The organism is Frateuria sp., assembly GCF_035943815.1.
Lineage (GTDB): Bacteria > Pseudomonadota > Gammaproteobacteria > Xanthomonadales > Rhodanobacteraceae > Frateuria_A.
Genome location: NZ_DASZBU010000006.1, coordinates 1 through 15,460, shown reverse-complemented (window position 1 = coordinate 15,460; position 15,460 = coordinate 1). Strand labels below are relative to the sequence as shown.

Sequence of the window (15,460 nt, the reverse complement as noted above, 5' to 3'; positions counted from 1 at the left end):
GCGAACCGCGGACGCCGGTGCTCAGTCCAGCGCTATCCAGCCCTCGCGCGTACGGACCTGCAGCGGGCGGTAGCGGCGCTTGTAGTCCATCTTCGGGTGGCCTTCGATCCAGAACCCCAGGTATACCCACGGCAGGCCGCGGCGGCGGGCCAGCTGCACCTGCTGCAAGATGGCGTAGGTGCCCAGGCTGCGGGCGGCCTCGTCCGGGTCGAAGAAGGTGTAGACCGCCGACAGCCCGTTGAGGCACACGTCGGTGACGGCTACCGCGAGCAAGCGCGCTCCGCGGCGGAATTCGAGGAACAGCGTGGGGCTCCACGGTGCCGTCAGGAAGCGGCGGAAGTCGCTAGCGTCGGCTTCATCCATGCCCCCGCCGCTGTGGCGGGTGCGCAGGTAGCGCTCGTACAGCGCGTGGCGCTCGGCGTTGTAGCCGGCCATGCACTCGACCACGGACAGGTCCGCGTTGCGTTTGAGGCAGCGCCGCTGCGAGCGGTCCGGTGAGAAGCCCTCCACGTCGATGCGGCAGGGCGTGCAGGCGTGGCATTGCGGGCAGTTGGGGTAGTACAGGTGGCCGCCGGCACGGCGGAAGCCGCGCTCCAGCGCTGGGCCGTAGAGCTGGTCCAGGCGCGGCGCCGCCGGGTCGATCACCAGGTTCTGTGCCGTGCGCTCGGCGAAATAACCGCAGGTGTGCGGCAAGGTCTGGAACAGGCGAACGCGTTCGGAGCGCATGAGCCGATTCTATGACCGCGCTGCCGCACGGTTGCAAATTTTCCGAGAAGGCCGCCTTGACCTGATGGCCGCTACAGCTTGCCCATGTAGCGCAGCATCAGCACCACGAACGCGGCGGCAAGCACCAGCAGGACGATGCGCCTTACCCGCGTCGCCACGCTGGCGCGCCGCGATTCGGGCGTGGGGTTGCGCGCCAGGGCGAGTTCCTCGCCGTGGCGCACCATCGGCTCGATGCCGATTCCGCGCATCAGGGCGCGCGCCTGGGTGTAGTCGTCGGCGCGGTTGACCCACACCTGCGGCCAGCTCTCGCGGTTCTCGCTGCGCTGGGAATAGCTGAAGCGCTGGTAGCTGGGGCGGTTCCAGTTGGAACGGCCGGTGATGGTCGTGTCGATGCCGTGTTCGGCGAGCAGCGCGACCACGCGGTCGATGTTTTCCTGGCGGGGCGAGGTGTAGAGCGGGCGCATGGTGCGAGTCTAATGCCTCACTCGCCGCGCAGGCGGATCAGCCCTTCCTGCGCGGTGGAGGCGACCAGAGCGCCGTCGCGGCTGAAGATCTGCCCGCGTGCGAGGCCACGGCCGCCCTGCGCCGTGGGACTGTCGAACGAGTAAAGCAGCCATTCGTCCACGCGGAACGGGCGGTGGAACCACAGCGCATGGTCGAGGCTGGCCATCTGCACATTGTGGGTCATGTAGGAGATGCCGTGCGGCAGCGTGGCCGTACCGATCAGGTGGAAGTCCGACGCGTAGGCCAGCAGCGCACGGTGCAGCACCGGCGAGTCACCGATCGGCGCGGTCAGGCGGAACCAGATGTGCTGGATCGGCGGCCGCTTGGTCGGGCGCAGCTCGTCGCGCGGCCATACCTGGCGGAACTCGAATGGACCGTCGATGCCCAGCCAGCGCTGCAGCTTCACCGGCAGCTTGGCCAGTTCGTCCGGCGGCAGGTGGCGCATGGGCTCGACGTCTTCCGGCGCGGGCACCTCGGGCATGGCGCTCTGGTGCTCGAAACCCTTCTCGGGTTCCTGGAAGGAGATCGCGCCGTTGAGGATCGGCTGCCCGTGCTGGATCGCCACCACGCGCCGTGCCGAGAAGCTGCCACCGTCGCGCGCGCGCTCCACCGAATAGACGATCGGCGCCTCGATGTCGCCCGCGCGCAGGAAATAGGCATGCAGCGAGTGCGCTTCGCGACTGGGGTCGACGGTCTGCTGCGCGGCCGCCAGGGCCTGGCCCAGCACCTGGCCGCCGAACACGAAGCGCGTTCCGATGTCGCGGCTCTGGCCGCGGAACAGGTTGTCTTCCAGCCGCTCGAGCTGCAGCAGTTCGACCAGTTCCTTGACGTGCTCTTCCCGCATGGGGTGTCCGTGGTGCGTGGGGGAGAGTGGATTATAGGGGAGCGCCGGGGCGCCTTCGGCCCTCTCCCTGTAGGGGAGAAGGGGTTGTGCTCGCCCCATAGCCGCTCAGGCCCGGATGCGCTCCAGTCCGCACGCGGGAACGATCGCGTCCCACGGGAACAGCGGTCCGGGATCGAGCTTGCGCGGCACCATCACCAGGGGATCGTCGCTGGCCGGCACGCGGGCGGTATCCAGGTCCTCGTGGCCGGCCACCGCGCGCAGGTTCGGGAAATCCTTTCGAAGCTGCGCCAGCAGCCGGCGCAGGGCTTCGACCTGTGCAGGCGGATACGGCTCGCCCATGGTCTGGTTGCCTGCCGCGAACCAGTCCGGGTAGCGCCCAAGATTGACCAGCTCGATGCCGATCGAGTCGGCGTTGCGGCCGCGCACGTGGTGGGCGATGCGCGTGCCGGGCACGTAGCAGGCGATGCGGCCGTCGCGGTCGATGTAGTAGTGCCCGCTGTTGCCGGCACCGCTTTCGTAGAGCACTTTCTCGCCGTATTCGCGCGCCGTGGCGAGATCGGGCAGTTCGGTGCAATGGATTACCGCCAGCGTCACCGCTCCGGCCGGGCGCTCGGGCAGGCAGTCGACGTAGGGCAGCGGCTGGTCGGCGATGGCGCACATGGCAGGAAGTCTCGCACGGCACCGGCTATCATGCGCGGTCCCACTGCGGCCACGAGACCCGGGCGATGCGCGGCACGATCCTTCTTTCGCACGGCTCGGGCTCCAGCCCCGAAGCCACCAAGGTCAGTGCGCTGGCGGCGCTGGCCGAGGGGCGCGGCTGGCGCACGCGGCGACCCGATTACCGCGAGGATGACGCGCATGGCCATGCCGGTTCGGTGGCGCCGCGGCTGGCGCGCCTCAACGCTGCGATCGCCGCCTGCGACACGCCGCCGGTGCTGGTCGGCTCCAGCATGGGCGCATTCGTGTCCGCGCTGGCTTCGCTGGAGCATCCGGTCGCCGGCCTGTTCCTGCTCGCCACGCCCGAGGCCATTCCCGGGCTCGACATTGCGCTGGACGCCCGCCAGGACGTGCCCATGCTGCTGCTCCACGGCTGGCGTGACGAGGTCTGTCCGCTGGACCACATCTATGCATTCGCCGGCCGCCGCCAGCTACCCTTGCTGGTCCTGGACGACGACCACCGCCTGGGCGGAAGCCTCGCGGCAATCGAACGACAGTTCGCACTGTTCCTTGACTCTTTAGCATGAGCGGGTACTTCGCCACCTGCCCCAAGGGCCTCGAATACCTGCTGCGCGACGAACTGCTCGCGCTGGGCGCAGCCGAAGCGCACGAAGCGTTGGCCGGCGTGCGTTTCACGGGCACGCTGCAGACCGCCTACCGCGCCTGCCTGTGGTCGCGCCTGGCCAGCCGTGTGCTGCTGCCGCTGGCCGAGTTCGACGCGGCCGACGACCAGGCGCTCTACGCCGGCGTGCAGACGATCGACTGGTCGCAGCACCTTGCCCCGCACGGCACCCTGGCGGTCGACGCGCATGCGGCACTGAGCAAGCTCACGCACAGCCAGTTCATCGCCCAGCGGGTGAAGGACGCGGTAGTCGATCAGTTCCGCCAGCGCGAGGGCGCCCGGCCGGGCGTGGATACCGAGGAGCCGGACGTTCGTCTGAACCTGCGCCTGAAGCGCGACCGTGCAATCCTGTCGTTGGACCTGGCCGGTACCCCGCTGCACCGGCGCGGCTGGCGCGAAGCGCAGGGCGAGGCGCCGCTGAAGGAGAACCTCGCCGCCGCGATGCTGCTGCGTGCGCACTGGCCGCAGGTCCATGCCGCCGGCGGCGCCCTGCTCGATCCCATGTGTGGCTCCGGCACGCTGCTGATCGAAGGTGCGCTGATGGCCGCGGATGTCGCACCGGGCCTGCGCCGGGAGTACTTCGGTTTCCTAGGCTGGCGGCAGCACGACATCGCGCTGTGGCGCGGGCTGCTGGATGAGGCACGCGGACGCGCCGAAGCGGGACTGCGCGGGCTGCGCGCGGCGTTCTTCGGCTCCGACGCCGACCCGCGCATGCTGCAGGTGGCCAAGCGCAACGCGCAGGAAGCGGGAGTCGCCGGATTCGTGACGCTGGAAAAGCGCGACGTGGCCCATGTCTCGCCGCCGCCGGGTTGTCCGACGGGCCTGGTCATCACCAACCCGCCCTATGGCGAGCGGCTGGGCGAGCGCGCGCAAATGCCCGTGCTCTATCGTGCCTTGGGCGATGCGTTGCGCGAGCGCTTCACCGGCTGGCGCGGTGCCGTGCTCGCCGGAGACGCGGAATTGGGGCGCGCGCTCGGGCTGCATGCGGACAAACGCTACGTGCTCTACAACGGCGCGCTGGAAACCGTACTGCTGACCTTCGAGCTGTCACCAAGGGAACCGGTCGTGCGCGAGCCCAGGCCGCTTTCCGCCGGCGCGCAGATGCTCAGGAACCGGCTGGATAAGACGCTGCGCCACCAGCGCAAGCGGCTTGCCCGTGAAGGCATCTTCTGCTGGCGCGCCTACGACCAGGACCTGCCCGAGTACGCGGCGGCGATCGACGTCTATGGCAGCGGGAAGGGCGATGCCTGGTTGCACGTGCAGGAGTACCGCGCCCCGGCCGATGTGCCGGCCGACGTGGCGCGCACGCGGTTGCGCGAGATCGTGCGCGTGGCCGGCGAGGTACTGGGGGTGCCGCGCGAGCGCATCGCGCTGAAGACCCGCGAGCGCGGGAAGGGCGGCGCCAAGTACGGCCGTTTCGACCAGCGCGGGCAGTTCCACGAGGTGGAGGAGGGCGGCCTGACCTTCCTGGTCAACCTCACCGACTATCTCGATACCGGCCTGTTCCTCGACCATCGCCTGGTGCGCGCGAAGCTGCGCGAACTGGCCGAGGGGCAACGCTTCCTCAACCTGTTTGCCTATACCGCCACCGCCAGCGTGTACGCCGCCGCCGGTGGCGCGCGCGACACCACCAGTGTCGATCTCTCCGGCACGTATCTGGAGTGGGCCTCGCGCAATCTTGCGCGCAACGGCTTTACCGGCGCGTCGCACCGGTTGGTGCAGGCCGACGCGATGGCTTTCCTGCGCAACGACCACGGCCGCTATGGGCTCATCTACGTCGACCCGCCGACGTTCTCCAATTCCAAGCGCGCCGAGGACTTCGACGTGCAGCGCGACCATGCCGCGTTGCTGCTGGCCTGCGCCGGCCGCCTGGCGAACGACGGGGTGATCGTGTTCTCCAACAACTACCGCCGCTTCAAACTCGATCGCCCGGCGCTGGAAGAACGCTTCGCCATCGAGGACTGGAGCGCGGCCAGCATTCCTTTCGACTTCGCCCGCCGGGCCGACATCCACGGCTGCTGGTTGCTGCGCCCGCGCCGCCCGGATGCGGCGGCCAGCCCGTGGGACAGCGCCCGCATCAAGCGATAGTCCTAGCGCCGGCTGAAGCCAGCTTGGAAACAGCCGTATCGCTTAAGTAGCGATTAAGCCCACCGGACGGAGCATCTTCGCCACGGGCACAGTCGCCCGGATGGAGGCGCAAATCATGACCAAGCGTTGGCTGAGCAAACCTGCCCTAGCGATGGCCGCGCTGCTGGTGGCATCGGCCGCGGCGCTGCCGACGGCTGCCTCGGCGCATGGCTGGCACGACCGCGACTGGCACGGTGGCGGTCACTACGATCGCGACTGGCATGGCGACCGCTACGACCGCGACTGGCATGACGGTTACCGCCATGAGGGCGGCCACTGGAGCGGCGGGCGCTGGATCGCCGGCGCGATCGTGACCGGTGCGGTGATCGGGCTGGTCGACAATGCCCTGAACCCGCCGCCGCGTACCGTGGTTTACGAGCAGCCGGTGTACCGGCGCCCGGTGCGGGTCATCTACGAAGAGCCGGTCGTGACCCGGCGTGTCATCGAAACACGTACCGTGTACGAGGCTCCGCCGACCCGCTACGTCGGCGACGACGACGACGATTGAATCTTTCGCGTTCGCCATGAAAAAGGGCCCGGCATCGCCGGCCCTTTTTTCGTTTGCTGCGGCGTCATTTCGCCGGCGGCAGTTCGGCACCACTACCGTGGTGCACGGCGTGCTTGCGCAATTGTTCGAACTTGTCCTGATCGATCAGGGAGACCGAGGCGATCGCGCACGGTGGCTGGTCGCGAGCGCTCACAGTCTCGCCCACCTCGCCGCAGATGCGGCCCCCGCCAACGGCCTTGTTCGCTTCGCTGGCGCGAAGCCTGAAACCGGGCAGACCCACGCCCAGGCGGGGACAATCGGCCTGCAGGTGCACCACGTAGCGATAGGGCCCGGTGCGCACCAACGCGGTACGCGCGTCGACGACGTGCCAGTCGTTGATCTTGTCGGTCTGGATGCACCACGCATAGGGCAACGGCTTGTGCGCGGGGGGCGCATTGCCGGCAAACGCAGTAGTGCAGCTTGCGGCGGCCAACAGCAGCAGGGAAGGCAGGCGTTTCATGACATCACCTCACTGGGGACGGAGGTACGGGGGACTGCGTCGCGCAGCATCGCGCGCCTGCGCCGCCGCCGCCAGTGTCAGCGATCTGCCATGGGTGGATCACGAGTAATGAACGATGGCTGCGCCATGCTTGGCGGATGCCAACGGTTCGATTCATCCTCCGGTACAGCGCCGTACCCGAGCATTCGGGGTGCGGGTCATGACGGCAGTGTACACACTCGCTGACGATGTGTTGGCGGGGCGCTACCGGCGCGTGCGCGAGCAGACCCTGCAGTTGTGCGAACGGCTATCAGCCGAAGACATGATGGTGCAGTCGATGCCCGACGCCAGTCCGGCGAAATGGCATCTGGCTCACACCACCTGGTTCTTCGAGCACTTCGTGCTCGGCCGCGACCCGCGCTATCGGCCGCGCGATCCGGCCTGGCATTTCCTGTTCAACTCCTACTACCAGAGCGTGGGCCCGATGCATGCGCGGCCGCAGCGGGGGCTGCTCTCGCGGCCGGCGCTTGCGGATGTCCTGGCCTATCGCCGCCATGTCGACGAGGCGGTGAGCGAACGGTTGCTGCGGGATCAGGACGCGGCGCTGCCGCCGCTGGTGGAACTGGGGCTGCAACACGAACAGCAGCACCAGGAGTTGCTGTTGACCGACATCCAGCATGCGTTCTGGTGCAACCCGCTGTCGCCGGCGTACCGGAGCCAGGCGTCGCAGGCGGGCACAGGCCTCCACCCGGCGCCGCTGGAATTCCTGCCCGGGCGCGAGGGTGTGTTCGAAATCGGCAGCACGGGCGAGCACTTCGCATTCGACAACGAGACGCCACGCCACCGCGTACTGCTGGCACCGCACATGCTGGCCAACCGCCTCGTCACCAACGAGGAGTTCGCCGCGTTCGTCCACGACGGTGGCTACCGCGAGCCGACGCTGTGGCTGTCCGACGGCTGGGCCACGGTGCAGCGCGAAGACTGGCAGCGGCCGCTTTACTGGCAGCCGGACCTGGCCAGCGCCTTCGGCCTGGCCGGCGTGCAGGCGCTCGACCCGGCTGCGCCCGTCTGCCACCTGAGCTACTACGAGGCCGATGCCTTCGCCCGCTGGGCCGGTGCGCGGCTGCCCACCGAAGCGGAGTGGGAAGTCGCCGCCGCCGCACTGCCGGTGGAGGGGAACCTGCTCGACGAGGTGCCGCGGCTGCCTGGAGCGGCCTGTGGCCCGGGCCTGTTGCAGCTATACGGCGATACGTGGGAATGGACGGCCTCGCCATACGTCCCCTATCCGGGTTTCCGGCCCTTGCCCGGTTCGCTCGGCGAGTACAACGGCAAGTTCATGTGCGGGCAGTGGGTGCTGCGGGGCGGCTCCTGCGCCACGCCCCGCGACCACGTACGCGCGAGCTACCGCAACTTCTTCCCTCCGCAGGCGCGCTGGCAGTTCGCCGGGCTGCGCCTCGCACGTGACCGATAGACTTCCAAGGAGTCCCGCCGCATGAACATCCGTGCCCTGGACCTGCACGACGACGGACGCACACCACCGGCCAGTGGCCTGCTGGAGATCGTCCAGCGCGGGCTGCGCGCGCAACCCAAGCGCCTGCCCTCGTGGCTCTTCTACGACGCGCAGGGCTCGGCGCTCTTCGAGCAGATCTGCGAGCAGCCCGAGTATTACCTGACCCGCTGCGAGATCGCCCTGATGCAGGTGCACGCGGCCAGCATCGCCGACCGGCTGGGCGTGGACGTGCGCCTGGTCGAGTACGGCAGCGGCAGCGCGACCAAGACGCGCCTGCTGCTCGGGCACATGGCATCACCGGTCAGCTACGTGCCTGTGGAGATTTCCCCCGATCCGCTGCATCAGAGCGTGCGGCAGCTGGGCGATTGCTTTCCGCAGCTGCCGGTGCAGCCGTTGTGCGCCGACTTCACCCGCCCGCTGCGCCTGCCGATCCCGCCGCGTGCGCCGCGGCGCACGGTGATCTACTTTCCCGGTTCCACCATCGGCAACTTCAGCGCGCGCGAGGCGGTGACGCTGCTGCGCAAGATGCGCGGCGAGATGGGCGAGAACGGAGGCATCCTCATCGGAGTGGACCTCAAAAAGGAGGTCGGCTCCATCGAGGCGGCCTACAACGATGCGGCGGGGGTGACCGCCGCGTTCACGCTCAACATGCTGGCGCGGCTCAACCGCGAGCTCGGCAGCGATTTCGATCTGGCTGCTTTTCGTCATCGGGCGCACTACAACGCACTAGCCGGACGCATCGAGACCAGCCTGGTCAGCCAGCGCGCGCAGAAGGTGCAGGTGGGCCGCGCGCAGGTCGCCTTCGGAGAGGGCGAGGCGATCCGCGTGGAAATCAGTTGCAAGTACTCGCCCGAGGACTTCGCCTCGCTCGCCGCCAAGGCGGGCCTGGAGGTGATGCGCGTCTGGGTCGATCCGGAGCGCATGTTCAGCGTGCAGTATCTGGCGCGTGCCGGGTCGGTGGCGCGCTGAGCCGACGCAGGAGCCTTCCCGGGGCCCCCGTGGTCGCCGCAGCGCGTTGGGCCCGGCGGCCGTAGAATCGCGCTCCCTCAACCCTCCCTTGAGTTCCGATGGCATCACCCGTCGCCGCCGCGCCCGAGGGTCAACTCGACGCGCTGTTCCTGCCCTTCGTCCAGGGCGAGCTGGCGCTGCCCGCCGCCGCCCGCGTGCTGTTCCTGCGCGCGCGCGGCGGCTATCGAATGCGCGAATGGGCCGGCCCAGGCTGGCTCTGCGAGCAGGGTTTCAAGCCGTTCGCCGATGACCTGGAGCGCGCGGGGTTCACGGTGGGCGAACCGACCGCCGGCGACCGCTACGATCGGGTGCTGATGCTGCCGCCGCGCCAACGGGAGGAAGCGCGGGCGGTGTTCGCGCGCGCGGCGCATCATGCGTCGCCGGGCGGCTGCGTGCTTGCCGCCGTGCCCAACGCTGAAGGGGCGAAGTCGGCCGAGGCCGATTTCGCGCGGCTGTTCGGTTCCGTGCGCAGCCTTTCCAAGCACAAGTGCCGCGTGTTCTGGGCGGCGGTGGGCGACCGCATGGATCATGAGCTGCTGGACCAATGGATCGTCTCGGACGAGCCGCGCCGGACCGCCGACGGCTATCTCAGCCGGCCGGGCCTGTTCTCCTGGGACCGCATAGATCCGGCCTCGGCGCTGCTGGCGGCACACCTGCCTGTTGACCTGCGTGGTCGGCTCGCCGATCTGGGCGCCGGTTACGGTTACCTCTCGGCACAGGCCATCGCGCGCTGCCCGGCCGTCACCTCCGTCGATCTCTACGAGGCGCAGGCGCGCGCGCTCGGACCGGCCCAGGCCAACCTGGACGAGGCCATCACCGCCAGCGGGCGCAAGATGGACACGCGCGTGCTGTGGCATGACGTCACCCGCGGCCTGCCGCATCGCTACGACGCCATCGTGAGCAACCCGCCATTCCACCAGGGCCGTGCGGACCTGCCCGAGCTCGGACGCGCCTTCATTACGGCCGCCGCCGCCGCCTTGCATCCCGGAGGGCGTCTGTGGATGGTCGCCAACCGGCATCTTCCCTACGAGGCGACGCTCGACTCGTGCTTTGCGCAGGTGCGCACGGTGGCCACGCAGGATGGCTTCAAGGTGATCGAGGCGGTGCTCGCATGAAGCTTTTGCGCATGATCGCCAACCTGGGCTACGGCAGCCGCCGGGACGTCCTGCAGTTGTTCGGCGAAGGCCGCGTCACCGACGCGGCGGGCGAACGGCTCTACGCCGATGACAGGATCGAGCACGCCCAGGTGCGCATCGACGGTGAGCCGCTCGATCCGGCCAGCGGCCTGGTCCTGCTGATGCACAAGCCGCTCGGCGTCACCTGCTCGCGCAAGGACGCCGGTCGGCTGGTCTACGACCTCTTGCCTCCACGGTGGCGCCGTCGCGAGCCTGCGCTGTCCACCGTCGGGCGGCTCGACCGCGACACCTCCGGGCTGCTGCTGATCACCGACGACGGCGCCCTGCTGCATCGGATCATCTCGCCGAAAGCCAGCGTGTCGAAGGTTTACGAGGCGACGCTGGCGCGCGACCTCGGCGACGACGAGGCTGCGCTGTTCGCCAGCGGCACGCTGATGCTGGAATCGGAAACCACGCCGCTGGCGCCGGCGCGGCTGGAGGCGCTTTCGCCACGGCGGGCGCGGCTGACCGTCACCGAAGGGCGTTACCACCAGGTGCGCCGCATGTTCGCGGCGACCGGCAACCACGTCGAGGCGCTCGAGCGCGTGGCGATCGGCCAGCTGACGCTCGGCGATCTGGCGCCCGGCGAGTGGCGGGTGCTGGACGCGGCGGCGGTGGCGCAGGTCTTCGAAACTCCCGCGTGAGCCTCTGCGCAACCGCCGGCTAGAGCAACTTTGCCGGCGTAGGAAGGCGCTTGCCGTACCACTTGCGCCGCTCGTCACGGCAGCCCGGGCTGCCCATCGCGTACTTACGGCAAATGGTCGGGCGGTCTTCGTAGATGGTGCAGCGGGAGGTGTTCGGGTCGATCGCTGCGCACCAGCCGTCCTCGCCCTTGGCAAGGGTGGCCAGCCCGTGGTCGTCGTGCGCGACCAGCCAGTCGGGCACGTGGTCCTCGGGCATCAATACCACGGTGAGCCGGCAGCAGACCGCGTCGCACGCGGTGCACTGCACGGTCGGATCGATGTCGTAGGCGTATCTGTCAGTTTCGAAGTCGTCGTTCACGCGCCAGTATGCGGCTTGCGGCGGCAGGGTGTGCAAAGGAATCGTGTTCGTCCCGCGCGGTCGCCCCTTCGGTCGCGCATGCGATCATGCGCACATGCGCTTCGAGTTCGACAATGCCTTCGTGCGCGAGCTTCCCGGCGACCCCGAGAGCGGCTCGCGTCTGCGCCAGGTGGAGGGTGCCTGCTGGTCAGGCGTCGAGCCGGAACCGGTGGCCATGCCGCGCGTGGTGGCCTGGTCGGCCGAAATGGCCACGACGCTCGGCCTGAGCGACGCCGACGTCCGCAGCGAGCGCTTCGCTCGGGTCTTCGGCGGCAACGCATTGCTGGAGGGCATGCAGCCGTGGGCGAGCAACTATGGCGGCCACCAGTTCGGCGTGTGGGCCGGGCAGCTGGGCGATGGCCGTGCGATCTCGCTGGGTGAAATGCTCGATGCGCGCGGGCAACGCTGGGAGCTGCAACTGAAGGGCGCCGGCCCCACGCCGTATTCGCGCGGCGCGGATGGACGCGCGGTGCTGCGGTCGTCGATCCGCGAGTTCCTCTGCAGCGAGGCGATGCACCACCTGGGCATTGCGACCACTCGCGCGTTGTGCCTGCTCGAAACCGGCGAGACGGTGGTGCGGGACATGTTCTATGACGGCCATCCCCGTCCCGAAGCCGGCGCGATCGTCTGCCGCGTCGCGCCCTCGTTCATCCGCTTCGGCAACTTCGAACTGCCCTATGCGCGCAACGACGTGGCGCTGCTGCGCCAGCTGGCCGACTTCACCATCCGTCGCGATTTTCCGCAGTTGCGCGGGCAGGGCGAGGCGATCTACGCCGACTGGTTCGGCGAGGTCTGCGAGCGCACCGCACGGATGGTCGCGCAGTGGATGCGCGTGGGCTTCGTGCACGGCGTGATGAACACCGACAACATGTCCATCCTCGGGCTGACGATCGACTATGGCCCCTACGGCTGGATCGACGACTACGACCCGGACTGGACACCCAACACCACCGACGCCAGCCGCCGCCGCTACCGCTTCGGCCAGCAACCGAACGTGGCGTGGTGGAACCTCACCCGGCTGGCCTGCGCGCTCTCCCCGTTGTTTGCCGATACGGCGCCGCTGCAGGCGGGGTTGGACCGCTACGTTGCCGCGTGGGAGGCCGCCGATCGCGCCAACGTGGCCTCTAAGCTGGGCCTGGAGCAGGCTCGCGACGAGGACCTGGCCTTGCGCGATGGCCTTCACGCCTGGATGCGCGAAGCCGGCGCGGACATGACACTGGCCTGGCGTGCGCTCGTCGACTTCGAGCCTGCTGCGCCTTCGCCGCAACTGCTTGCCGGTGCCTACTACGACCCGCAGCGCGAGCCGGCAACCGAGCCGGTCCTGCGCGACTGGCTCGAACGCTATGCCGCGCGGCTGCGCGAAGACCCCTTGCCCGCCGACCAGCGCCGCCGCCGCATGCGACTGGCCAACCCTAAGTACGTCCTTCGCAACTATCTCGCGCAGGAAGCGATCGACCTGGCGGAGCAGGGTGATTACACGATGGTGCACGAGTTGCTGGAGGTGGTGCGCCGCCCGTACGACGAGCAGCCCGGTCGCGAACGCTTTGCGCACAAGCGCCCGGACTGGGCCAGGCAGCGTGCCGGCTGTTCGATGCTTTCGTGCAGCTCCTAGGGCTTCAACGTTTCGCCTGCTGACGAAACAATCCGGCGGCGATGCTTCCAGCATGGAGGCCTCCACTCGCCCGGATATCGCCATGCCCGCCAGCCTGCTTGCCGTCCTGCTCTCGGCCGCGCCCGTGCGCACCAGCTACCTTCCATTGCCGGCTGCACCGGGGCAGCGCGTAGCGCTGCACTGCATCGCGCCCGTGCATGCCAATGGTCGCGGCGTGCTGTTCGTGCATGGCGCGAGCTTTCCCACCATGCTCGCCGCCGGCTTCGAATTCGCACCGGGTGACTCCTGGCTGTCGTTCGCGGCGCGCCGCGGCTACCTGGCCTGCGGTCTGGATTTCATCGGCTTCGGCGCCTCCAGCCGCCCGCCATCGATGATGGGAGGCGGAGCCGGCATGCCGGTGACGCGCGCGCCAGACGCGGCCGCGCAGATCGCATTGGCGGTCGAACACCTGCGTGCAGTGCCAGGCATCGGGGCTGTGCATCTGGTCGCCCATTCGTGGGGCACCGTTCCGGCGGCAGCCTTCGCGGCGGCGCATCCCCACGCGCTGGCCTCGCTCACGCTGTTCGGCCCGGTTACCCCGGTCGCTCATCCCAAGTTCGAGCCGGTGCGCAGCGCGTGGTGGGACATCAGCGCACAGGAGCGCTACCAGCAACTGCGCTACGCGCGGGTGCTGCCGCCAGGAAGGGTATTGCTCGAGCCTGCCGTCGACGCCGTATGGGCCGGACGCTTCCAGGCATCGGTGCCCCGCGTGGCGGGTGATCGGGCCGGGCGGCTGCGCATACCGTCCGGTCCACTGGCGGACATCGGCGATGCGGAGGCGGGCCGCTATCCGTATTTGGCAAGCAGCGTCCGCGTGCCGGTGTTCGTGGTCTACGGCAACTACGACACGGTGGTTGGTGGCGATGCGTCGGCGGCCACGTTCCTGGCGGGATTCAGCGCCAGTCCCTTGCGCTGGCGGCTGTGCATCGCCGACGGCACGCACGTTATGCACCTGGAGCAAGCGCGGCGGTCGCTGTACGAGAGCGTGGATGCATTCCTCCATGCCGCGGAGGCGCAACGATGATCGCCGTCATCTTCGAAGTCGTGCTGCGCGACGGCCGGGCCGGGCGCTATCTCGATCTGGCGGCGCAGTTGCGACCGCTGCTCGAGCAGGTCGACGGATTCGTTTCCATCGAGCGCTTCCGCAGTCTTGCCGATCCGGACAAGCTGCTGTCGCTGTCGTTCTGGCGCGACGAGGCCGCGGTCGCCCACTGGCGCCGGCTCGAAGCGCACAGGGCGGCGCAACGCGACGGCAGGACGGGGGTGTTCGCCGATTACCGGCTGCGCGTGGCGACCGTGCTGCGCGACTACGGCATGCATGACCGCGCGCAGGCCCCGGCGGACAGCCGCCGGATCCACGGCGCGGAGGCCTAGCGCAACGCGCCTTCGACGAATTGCCGCAGTTGTGCGGCGGCGAGCGCGCCGGACTGGCGCGCGATCTCGCGCCCATCCTTGAGCAACACCAGGGTGGGAATGCTGCGGATGGCGAAGCGCTGCGAAAGCTGTGCTTGCGCGTCGGTGTCCACCTTGCCCAGGCGCAAGCGTGGCTCGAACTGACGCGCCGCCTCGGCGAAGACCGGAGCGAAACCCCGGCAGGGGCCACACCAGCTGGCCCAGAAATCGATCAGCACCGGCAGGTCGCCACGCCCGGCCACGGCATCGAAGTTGGCCGTGGTGAGCTCGACAGGCTTGCCTTCGAGCAGCGCCTGTTTGCAGCGGCCACACACGGGCCGATCGGCCAGTCTTTCGGCTGGAACGCGATTGAGTGCGCCGCAATGGGAACACGGTACGGAGAGTGGTGCGGACATGGCATGCTCCAGTCGGCCTGTCAGGCATATGGCGGCCGGCATGACCCGGCGCAAGCGGGCCCGACGGCGCATGCCGGCCCGCGACGCAGCCGATGAATCAAGGTTTCCCGTCGCGAACTGTTGACACATCCCGAGGCGCTCGCGAAAATAGCCGTTCTTTGTTGGAGGGATACCCAAGCGGCCAACGGGGGCAGACTGTAAATCTGCTGGCTTACGCCTTCGGTGGTTCGAATCCACCTCCCTCCACCATGACGAGTTCCGCGCAGGCGTGCATCATGCGGGAGTAGTTCAATGGTAGAACCTCAGCCTTCCAAGCTGATGGTGCGGGTTCGATTCCCGTCTCCCGCTCCATTGACCTCGTCTCAGGTTTTGGGGCCTGGCCGGATGCCAGGCTATTCGCCACCCAGGAAGGATGGCTGAAAGTACTTCGCTCATGTAGCTCAGTCGGTAGAGCACTTCCTTGGTAAGGAAGAGGTCACAGGTTCGATTCCTGTCATGAGCACCATCTCACGCGGCTGCCGCCGGTCGCTCCGGGCCTACGGCAGGTTTTCTTTTTTTCATTGACTCCATCGGGGTTTAGCGCGCATGGCAAAGGGTAAATTCGAACGCACCAAGCCGCACGTGAACGTCGGCACGATCGGCCACGTGGACCACGGCAAGACGACGCTGACGGCGGCGCTGACCAAGGTGGGCGCCGAGCGCTTCGGTGGCGAGTTCAAGGCCTACGACGCGATCGACGCG

18 protein-coding genes and 3 tRNA genes are annotated in these 15,460 nt (G+C 68.7%); 14 read left to right on the top strand and 7 right to left on the bottom strand.

Features of this window, described 5'->3' with window-relative positions; translation table 11 throughout:
• Positions 1-21 precede the first annotated feature (21 nt).
• From VGU65_RS03485 to VGU65_RS03470, 4 genes are all read right to left on the bottom strand, one after another.
• Positions 22-726 (bottom strand): arginyltransferase, encoded by a 705-nt coding sequence (locus VGU65_RS03485; RefSeq protein WP_327472909.1) that lies wholly within the window; start codon positions 724-726, stop codon positions 22-24.
• 71 nt (positions 727-797) lie between these two features.
• Positions 798-1,190 carry a hypothetical protein gene (locus VGU65_RS03480; protein WP_327472907.1) on the bottom strand — a complete coding sequence of 131 codons (393 nt, stop codon included), beginning with the start codon at positions 1,188-1,190 and terminating at the stop codon, positions 798-800.
• A gap of 17 nt (positions 1,191-1,207) precedes the next feature.
• On the bottom strand, positions 1,208-2,074 hold the full coding sequence (gene tesB, locus VGU65_RS03475; protein ID WP_327472905.1) for an acyl-CoA thioesterase II: 867 nt from the start codon (positions 2,072-2,074) through the stop codon (positions 1,208-1,210).
• 105 nt (positions 2,075-2,179) lie between these two features.
• Positions 2,180-2,734: an N-acetylmuramoyl-L-alanine amidase gene (locus VGU65_RS03470; protein WP_327472903.1), complete on the bottom strand. Its 555-nt coding sequence runs from the start codon at positions 2,732-2,734 to the stop codon at positions 2,180-2,182.
• 65 nt (positions 2,735-2,799) lie between these two features.
• Between VGU65_RS03470 and VGU65_RS03465 the strand changes: the two genes are divergently transcribed.
• The 3 genes from VGU65_RS03465 to VGU65_RS03455 all read left to right on the top strand — a co-directional run bounded on the left by VGU65_RS03465 (position 2,800) and on the right by VGU65_RS03455 (position 6,048).
• A complete protein-coding gene (locus VGU65_RS03465; RefSeq protein WP_327472901.1) occupies positions 2,800-3,318 on the top strand; it encodes an alpha/beta hydrolase in 519 nt (172 codons plus the stop codon).
• Positions 3,315-5,501 carry a bifunctional 23S rRNA (guanine(2069)-N(7))-methyltransferase RlmK/23S rRNA (guanine(2445)-N(2))-methyltransferase RlmL gene (rlmKL, locus tag VGU65_RS03460; RefSeq protein WP_327472899.1) on the top strand — a complete coding sequence of 729 codons (2,187 nt, stop codon included), beginning with the start codon at positions 3,315-3,317 and terminating at the stop codon, positions 5,499-5,501. The genes VGU65_RS03465 and rlmKL overlap by 4 nt, the downstream gene beginning before the upstream one ends.
• Before the next feature lie 115 nt (positions 5,502-5,616).
• Positions 5,617-6,048, top strand: a complete 432-nt coding sequence (locus VGU65_RS03455; protein WP_327472897.1) for a hypothetical protein — start codon at positions 5,617-5,619, stop codon at positions 6,046-6,048.
• A 64-nt stretch (positions 6,049-6,112) separates the two neighbouring features.
• On the opposite strand, the gene VGU65_RS03450 is transcribed toward VGU65_RS03455, so the two are convergent.
• Positions 6,113-6,547, bottom strand: coding sequence for a DUF6491 family protein (locus VGU65_RS03450; RefSeq protein WP_327472895.1), 435 nt, complete (start codon positions 6,545-6,547; stop codon positions 6,113-6,115).
• A 199-nt stretch (positions 6,548-6,746) separates the two neighbouring features.
• Between VGU65_RS03450 and egtB the strand changes: the two genes are divergently transcribed.
• From egtB to VGU65_RS03430, 4 genes are all read left to right on the top strand, one after another.
• Positions 6,747-7,997 carry an ergothioneine biosynthesis protein EgtB gene (egtB, locus tag VGU65_RS03445; RefSeq protein WP_327472893.1) on the top strand — a complete coding sequence of 417 codons (1,251 nt, stop codon included), beginning with the start codon at positions 6,747-6,749 and terminating at the stop codon, positions 7,995-7,997.
• Positions 7,998-8,018: 21 nt separating this feature from the next.
• Positions 8,019-9,005, top strand: a complete 987-nt coding sequence (gene egtD / locus VGU65_RS03440; protein WP_327472891.1) for an L-histidine N(alpha)-methyltransferase — start codon at positions 8,019-8,021, stop codon at positions 9,003-9,005.
• Between the two features lie 98 nt (positions 9,006-9,103).
• Positions 9,104-10,159, top strand: a complete 1,056-nt coding sequence (locus tag VGU65_RS03435; RefSeq protein ID WP_327472889.1) for a class I SAM-dependent methyltransferase — start codon at positions 9,104-9,106, stop codon at positions 10,157-10,159.
• Positions 10,156-10,863 (top strand): pseudouridine synthase, encoded by a 708-nt coding sequence (locus tag VGU65_RS03430; RefSeq protein ID WP_327472888.1) that lies wholly within the window; start codon positions 10,156-10,158, stop codon positions 10,861-10,863. The genes VGU65_RS03435 and VGU65_RS03430 overlap by 4 nt, the downstream gene beginning before the upstream one ends.
• A gap of 19 nt (positions 10,864-10,882) precedes the next feature.
• On the opposite strand, the gene VGU65_RS03425 is transcribed toward VGU65_RS03430, so the two are convergent.
• Entirely contained in the window at positions 10,883-11,221 is a 339-nt protein-coding gene (locus tag VGU65_RS03425; protein ID WP_327472886.1) for a YkgJ family cysteine cluster protein, read from the bottom strand.
• Positions 11,222-11,315: 94 nt separating this feature from the next.
• On the opposite strand from VGU65_RS03425, the gene VGU65_RS03420 reads away from it, so the two are divergent.
• From VGU65_RS03420 to VGU65_RS03410, 3 genes are all read left to right on the top strand, one after another.
• On the top strand, positions 11,316-12,872 hold the full coding sequence (locus VGU65_RS03420) for a protein adenylyltransferase SelO (RefSeq protein ID WP_414655788.1): 1,557 nt from the start codon (positions 11,316-11,318) through the stop codon (positions 12,870-12,872).
• A gap of 82 nt (positions 12,873-12,954) precedes the next feature.
• Positions 12,955-13,935 carry an alpha/beta hydrolase gene (locus VGU65_RS03415; RefSeq protein ID WP_327472885.1) on the top strand — a complete coding sequence of 327 codons (981 nt, stop codon included), beginning with the start codon at positions 12,955-12,957 and terminating at the stop codon, positions 13,933-13,935.
• Positions 13,932-14,285 (top strand): antibiotic biosynthesis monooxygenase family protein, encoded by a 354-nt coding sequence (locus VGU65_RS03410; RefSeq protein ID WP_327472884.1) that lies wholly within the window; start codon positions 13,932-13,934, stop codon positions 14,283-14,285. Before VGU65_RS03415 ends, VGU65_RS03410 begins: the two co-directional genes overlap by 4 nt.
• On the opposite strand, the gene trxC is transcribed toward VGU65_RS03410, so the two are convergent.
• On the bottom strand, positions 14,282-14,719 hold the full coding sequence (gene trxC, locus VGU65_RS03405; RefSeq protein WP_327472882.1) for a thioredoxin TrxC: 438 nt from the start codon (positions 14,717-14,719) through the stop codon (positions 14,282-14,284). The two genes, VGU65_RS03410 and trxC, sit on opposite strands and share 4 nt — an antisense overlap.
• A gap of 163 nt (positions 14,720-14,882) precedes the next feature.
• On the opposite strand from trxC, the gene VGU65_RS03400 reads away from it, so the two are divergent.
• The 4 genes from VGU65_RS03400 to VGU65_RS03385 form a co-directional block, all read left to right on the top strand.
• A tRNA-Tyr gene (locus VGU65_RS03400) sits at positions 14,883-14,968 on the top strand.
• A 28-nt stretch (positions 14,969-14,996) separates the two neighbouring features.
• Positions 14,997-15,070 (top strand) — tRNA-Gly (locus VGU65_RS03395).
• A gap of 78 nt (positions 15,071-15,148) precedes the next feature.
• Positions 15,149-15,224, top strand: a tRNA-Thr gene (locus VGU65_RS03390).
• A gap of 80 nt (positions 15,225-15,304) precedes the next feature.
• The coding region (locus VGU65_RS03385; RefSeq protein WP_327473253.1) for a GTP-binding protein at positions 15,305-15,460 on the top strand (156 nt) is incomplete at its 3' end.

What these genes read in the sequence shown, in the direction of transcription:
- egtD (WP_327472891.1), top strand. Translation starts at nt 8,019, where the DNA reads ATGAACATCCGTGCCCTGGACCTGCACGACGACGGACGCACACCACCG.
- VGU65_RS03455 (WP_327472897.1), top strand. Translation starts at nt 5,617, where the DNA reads ATGACCAAGCGTTGGCTGAGCAAACCTGCCCTAGCGATGGCCGCGCTG.
- VGU65_RS03480 (WP_327472907.1), bottom strand. Translation starts at nt 1,190, where the DNA reads ATGCGCCCGCTCTACACCTCGCCCCGCCAGGAAAACATCGACCGCGTG.
- tesB (WP_327472905.1), bottom strand. Translation starts at nt 2,074, where the DNA reads ATGCGGGAAGAGCACGTCAAGGAACTGGTCGAACTGCTGCAGCTCGAG.
- VGU65_RS03430 (WP_327472888.1), top strand. Translation starts at nt 10,156, where the DNA reads ATGAAGCTTTTGCGCATGATCGCCAACCTGGGCTACGGCAGCCGCCGG.
- VGU65_RS03410 (WP_327472884.1), top strand. Translation starts at nt 13,932, where the DNA reads ATGATCGCCGTCATCTTCGAAGTCGTGCTGCGCGACGGCCGGGCCGGG.
- VGU65_RS03435 (WP_327472889.1), top strand. Translation starts at nt 9,104, where the DNA reads ATGGCATCACCCGTCGCCGCCGCGCCCGAGGGTCAACTCGACGCGCTG.
- VGU65_RS03465 (WP_327472901.1), top strand. Translation starts at nt 2,800, where the DNA reads ATGCGCGGCACGATCCTTCTTTCGCACGGCTCGGGCTCCAGCCCCGAA.
- VGU65_RS03450 (WP_327472895.1), bottom strand. Translation starts at nt 6,547, where the DNA reads ATGAAACGCCTGCCTTCCCTGCTGCTGTTGGCCGCCGCAAGCTGCACT.
- trxC (WP_327472882.1), bottom strand. Translation starts at nt 14,719, where the DNA reads ATGTCCGCACCACTCTCCGTACCGTGTTCCCATTGCGGCGCACTCAAT.
- VGU65_RS03420 (WP_414655788.1), top strand. Translation starts at nt 11,316, where the DNA reads ATGCGCTTCGAGTTCGACAATGCCTTCGTGCGCGAGCTTCCCGGCGAC.
- VGU65_RS03470 (WP_327472903.1), bottom strand. Translation starts at nt 2,734, where the DNA reads ATGTGCGCCATCGCCGACCAGCCGCTGCCCTACGTCGACTGCCTGCCC.
- VGU65_RS03485 (WP_327472909.1), bottom strand. Translation starts at nt 726, where the DNA reads ATGCGCTCCGAACGCGTTCGCCTGTTCCAGACCTTGCCGCACACCTGC.
- VGU65_RS03415 (WP_327472885.1), top strand. Translation starts at nt 12,955, where the DNA reads ATGCCCGCCAGCCTGCTTGCCGTCCTGCTCTCGGCCGCGCCCGTGCGC.
- egtB (WP_327472893.1), top strand. Translation starts at nt 6,747, where the DNA reads ATGACGGCAGTGTACACACTCGCTGACGATGTGTTGGCGGGGCGCTAC.
- rlmKL (WP_327472899.1), top strand. Translation starts at nt 3,315, where the DNA reads ATGAGCGGGTACTTCGCCACCTGCCCCAAGGGCCTCGAATACCTGCTG.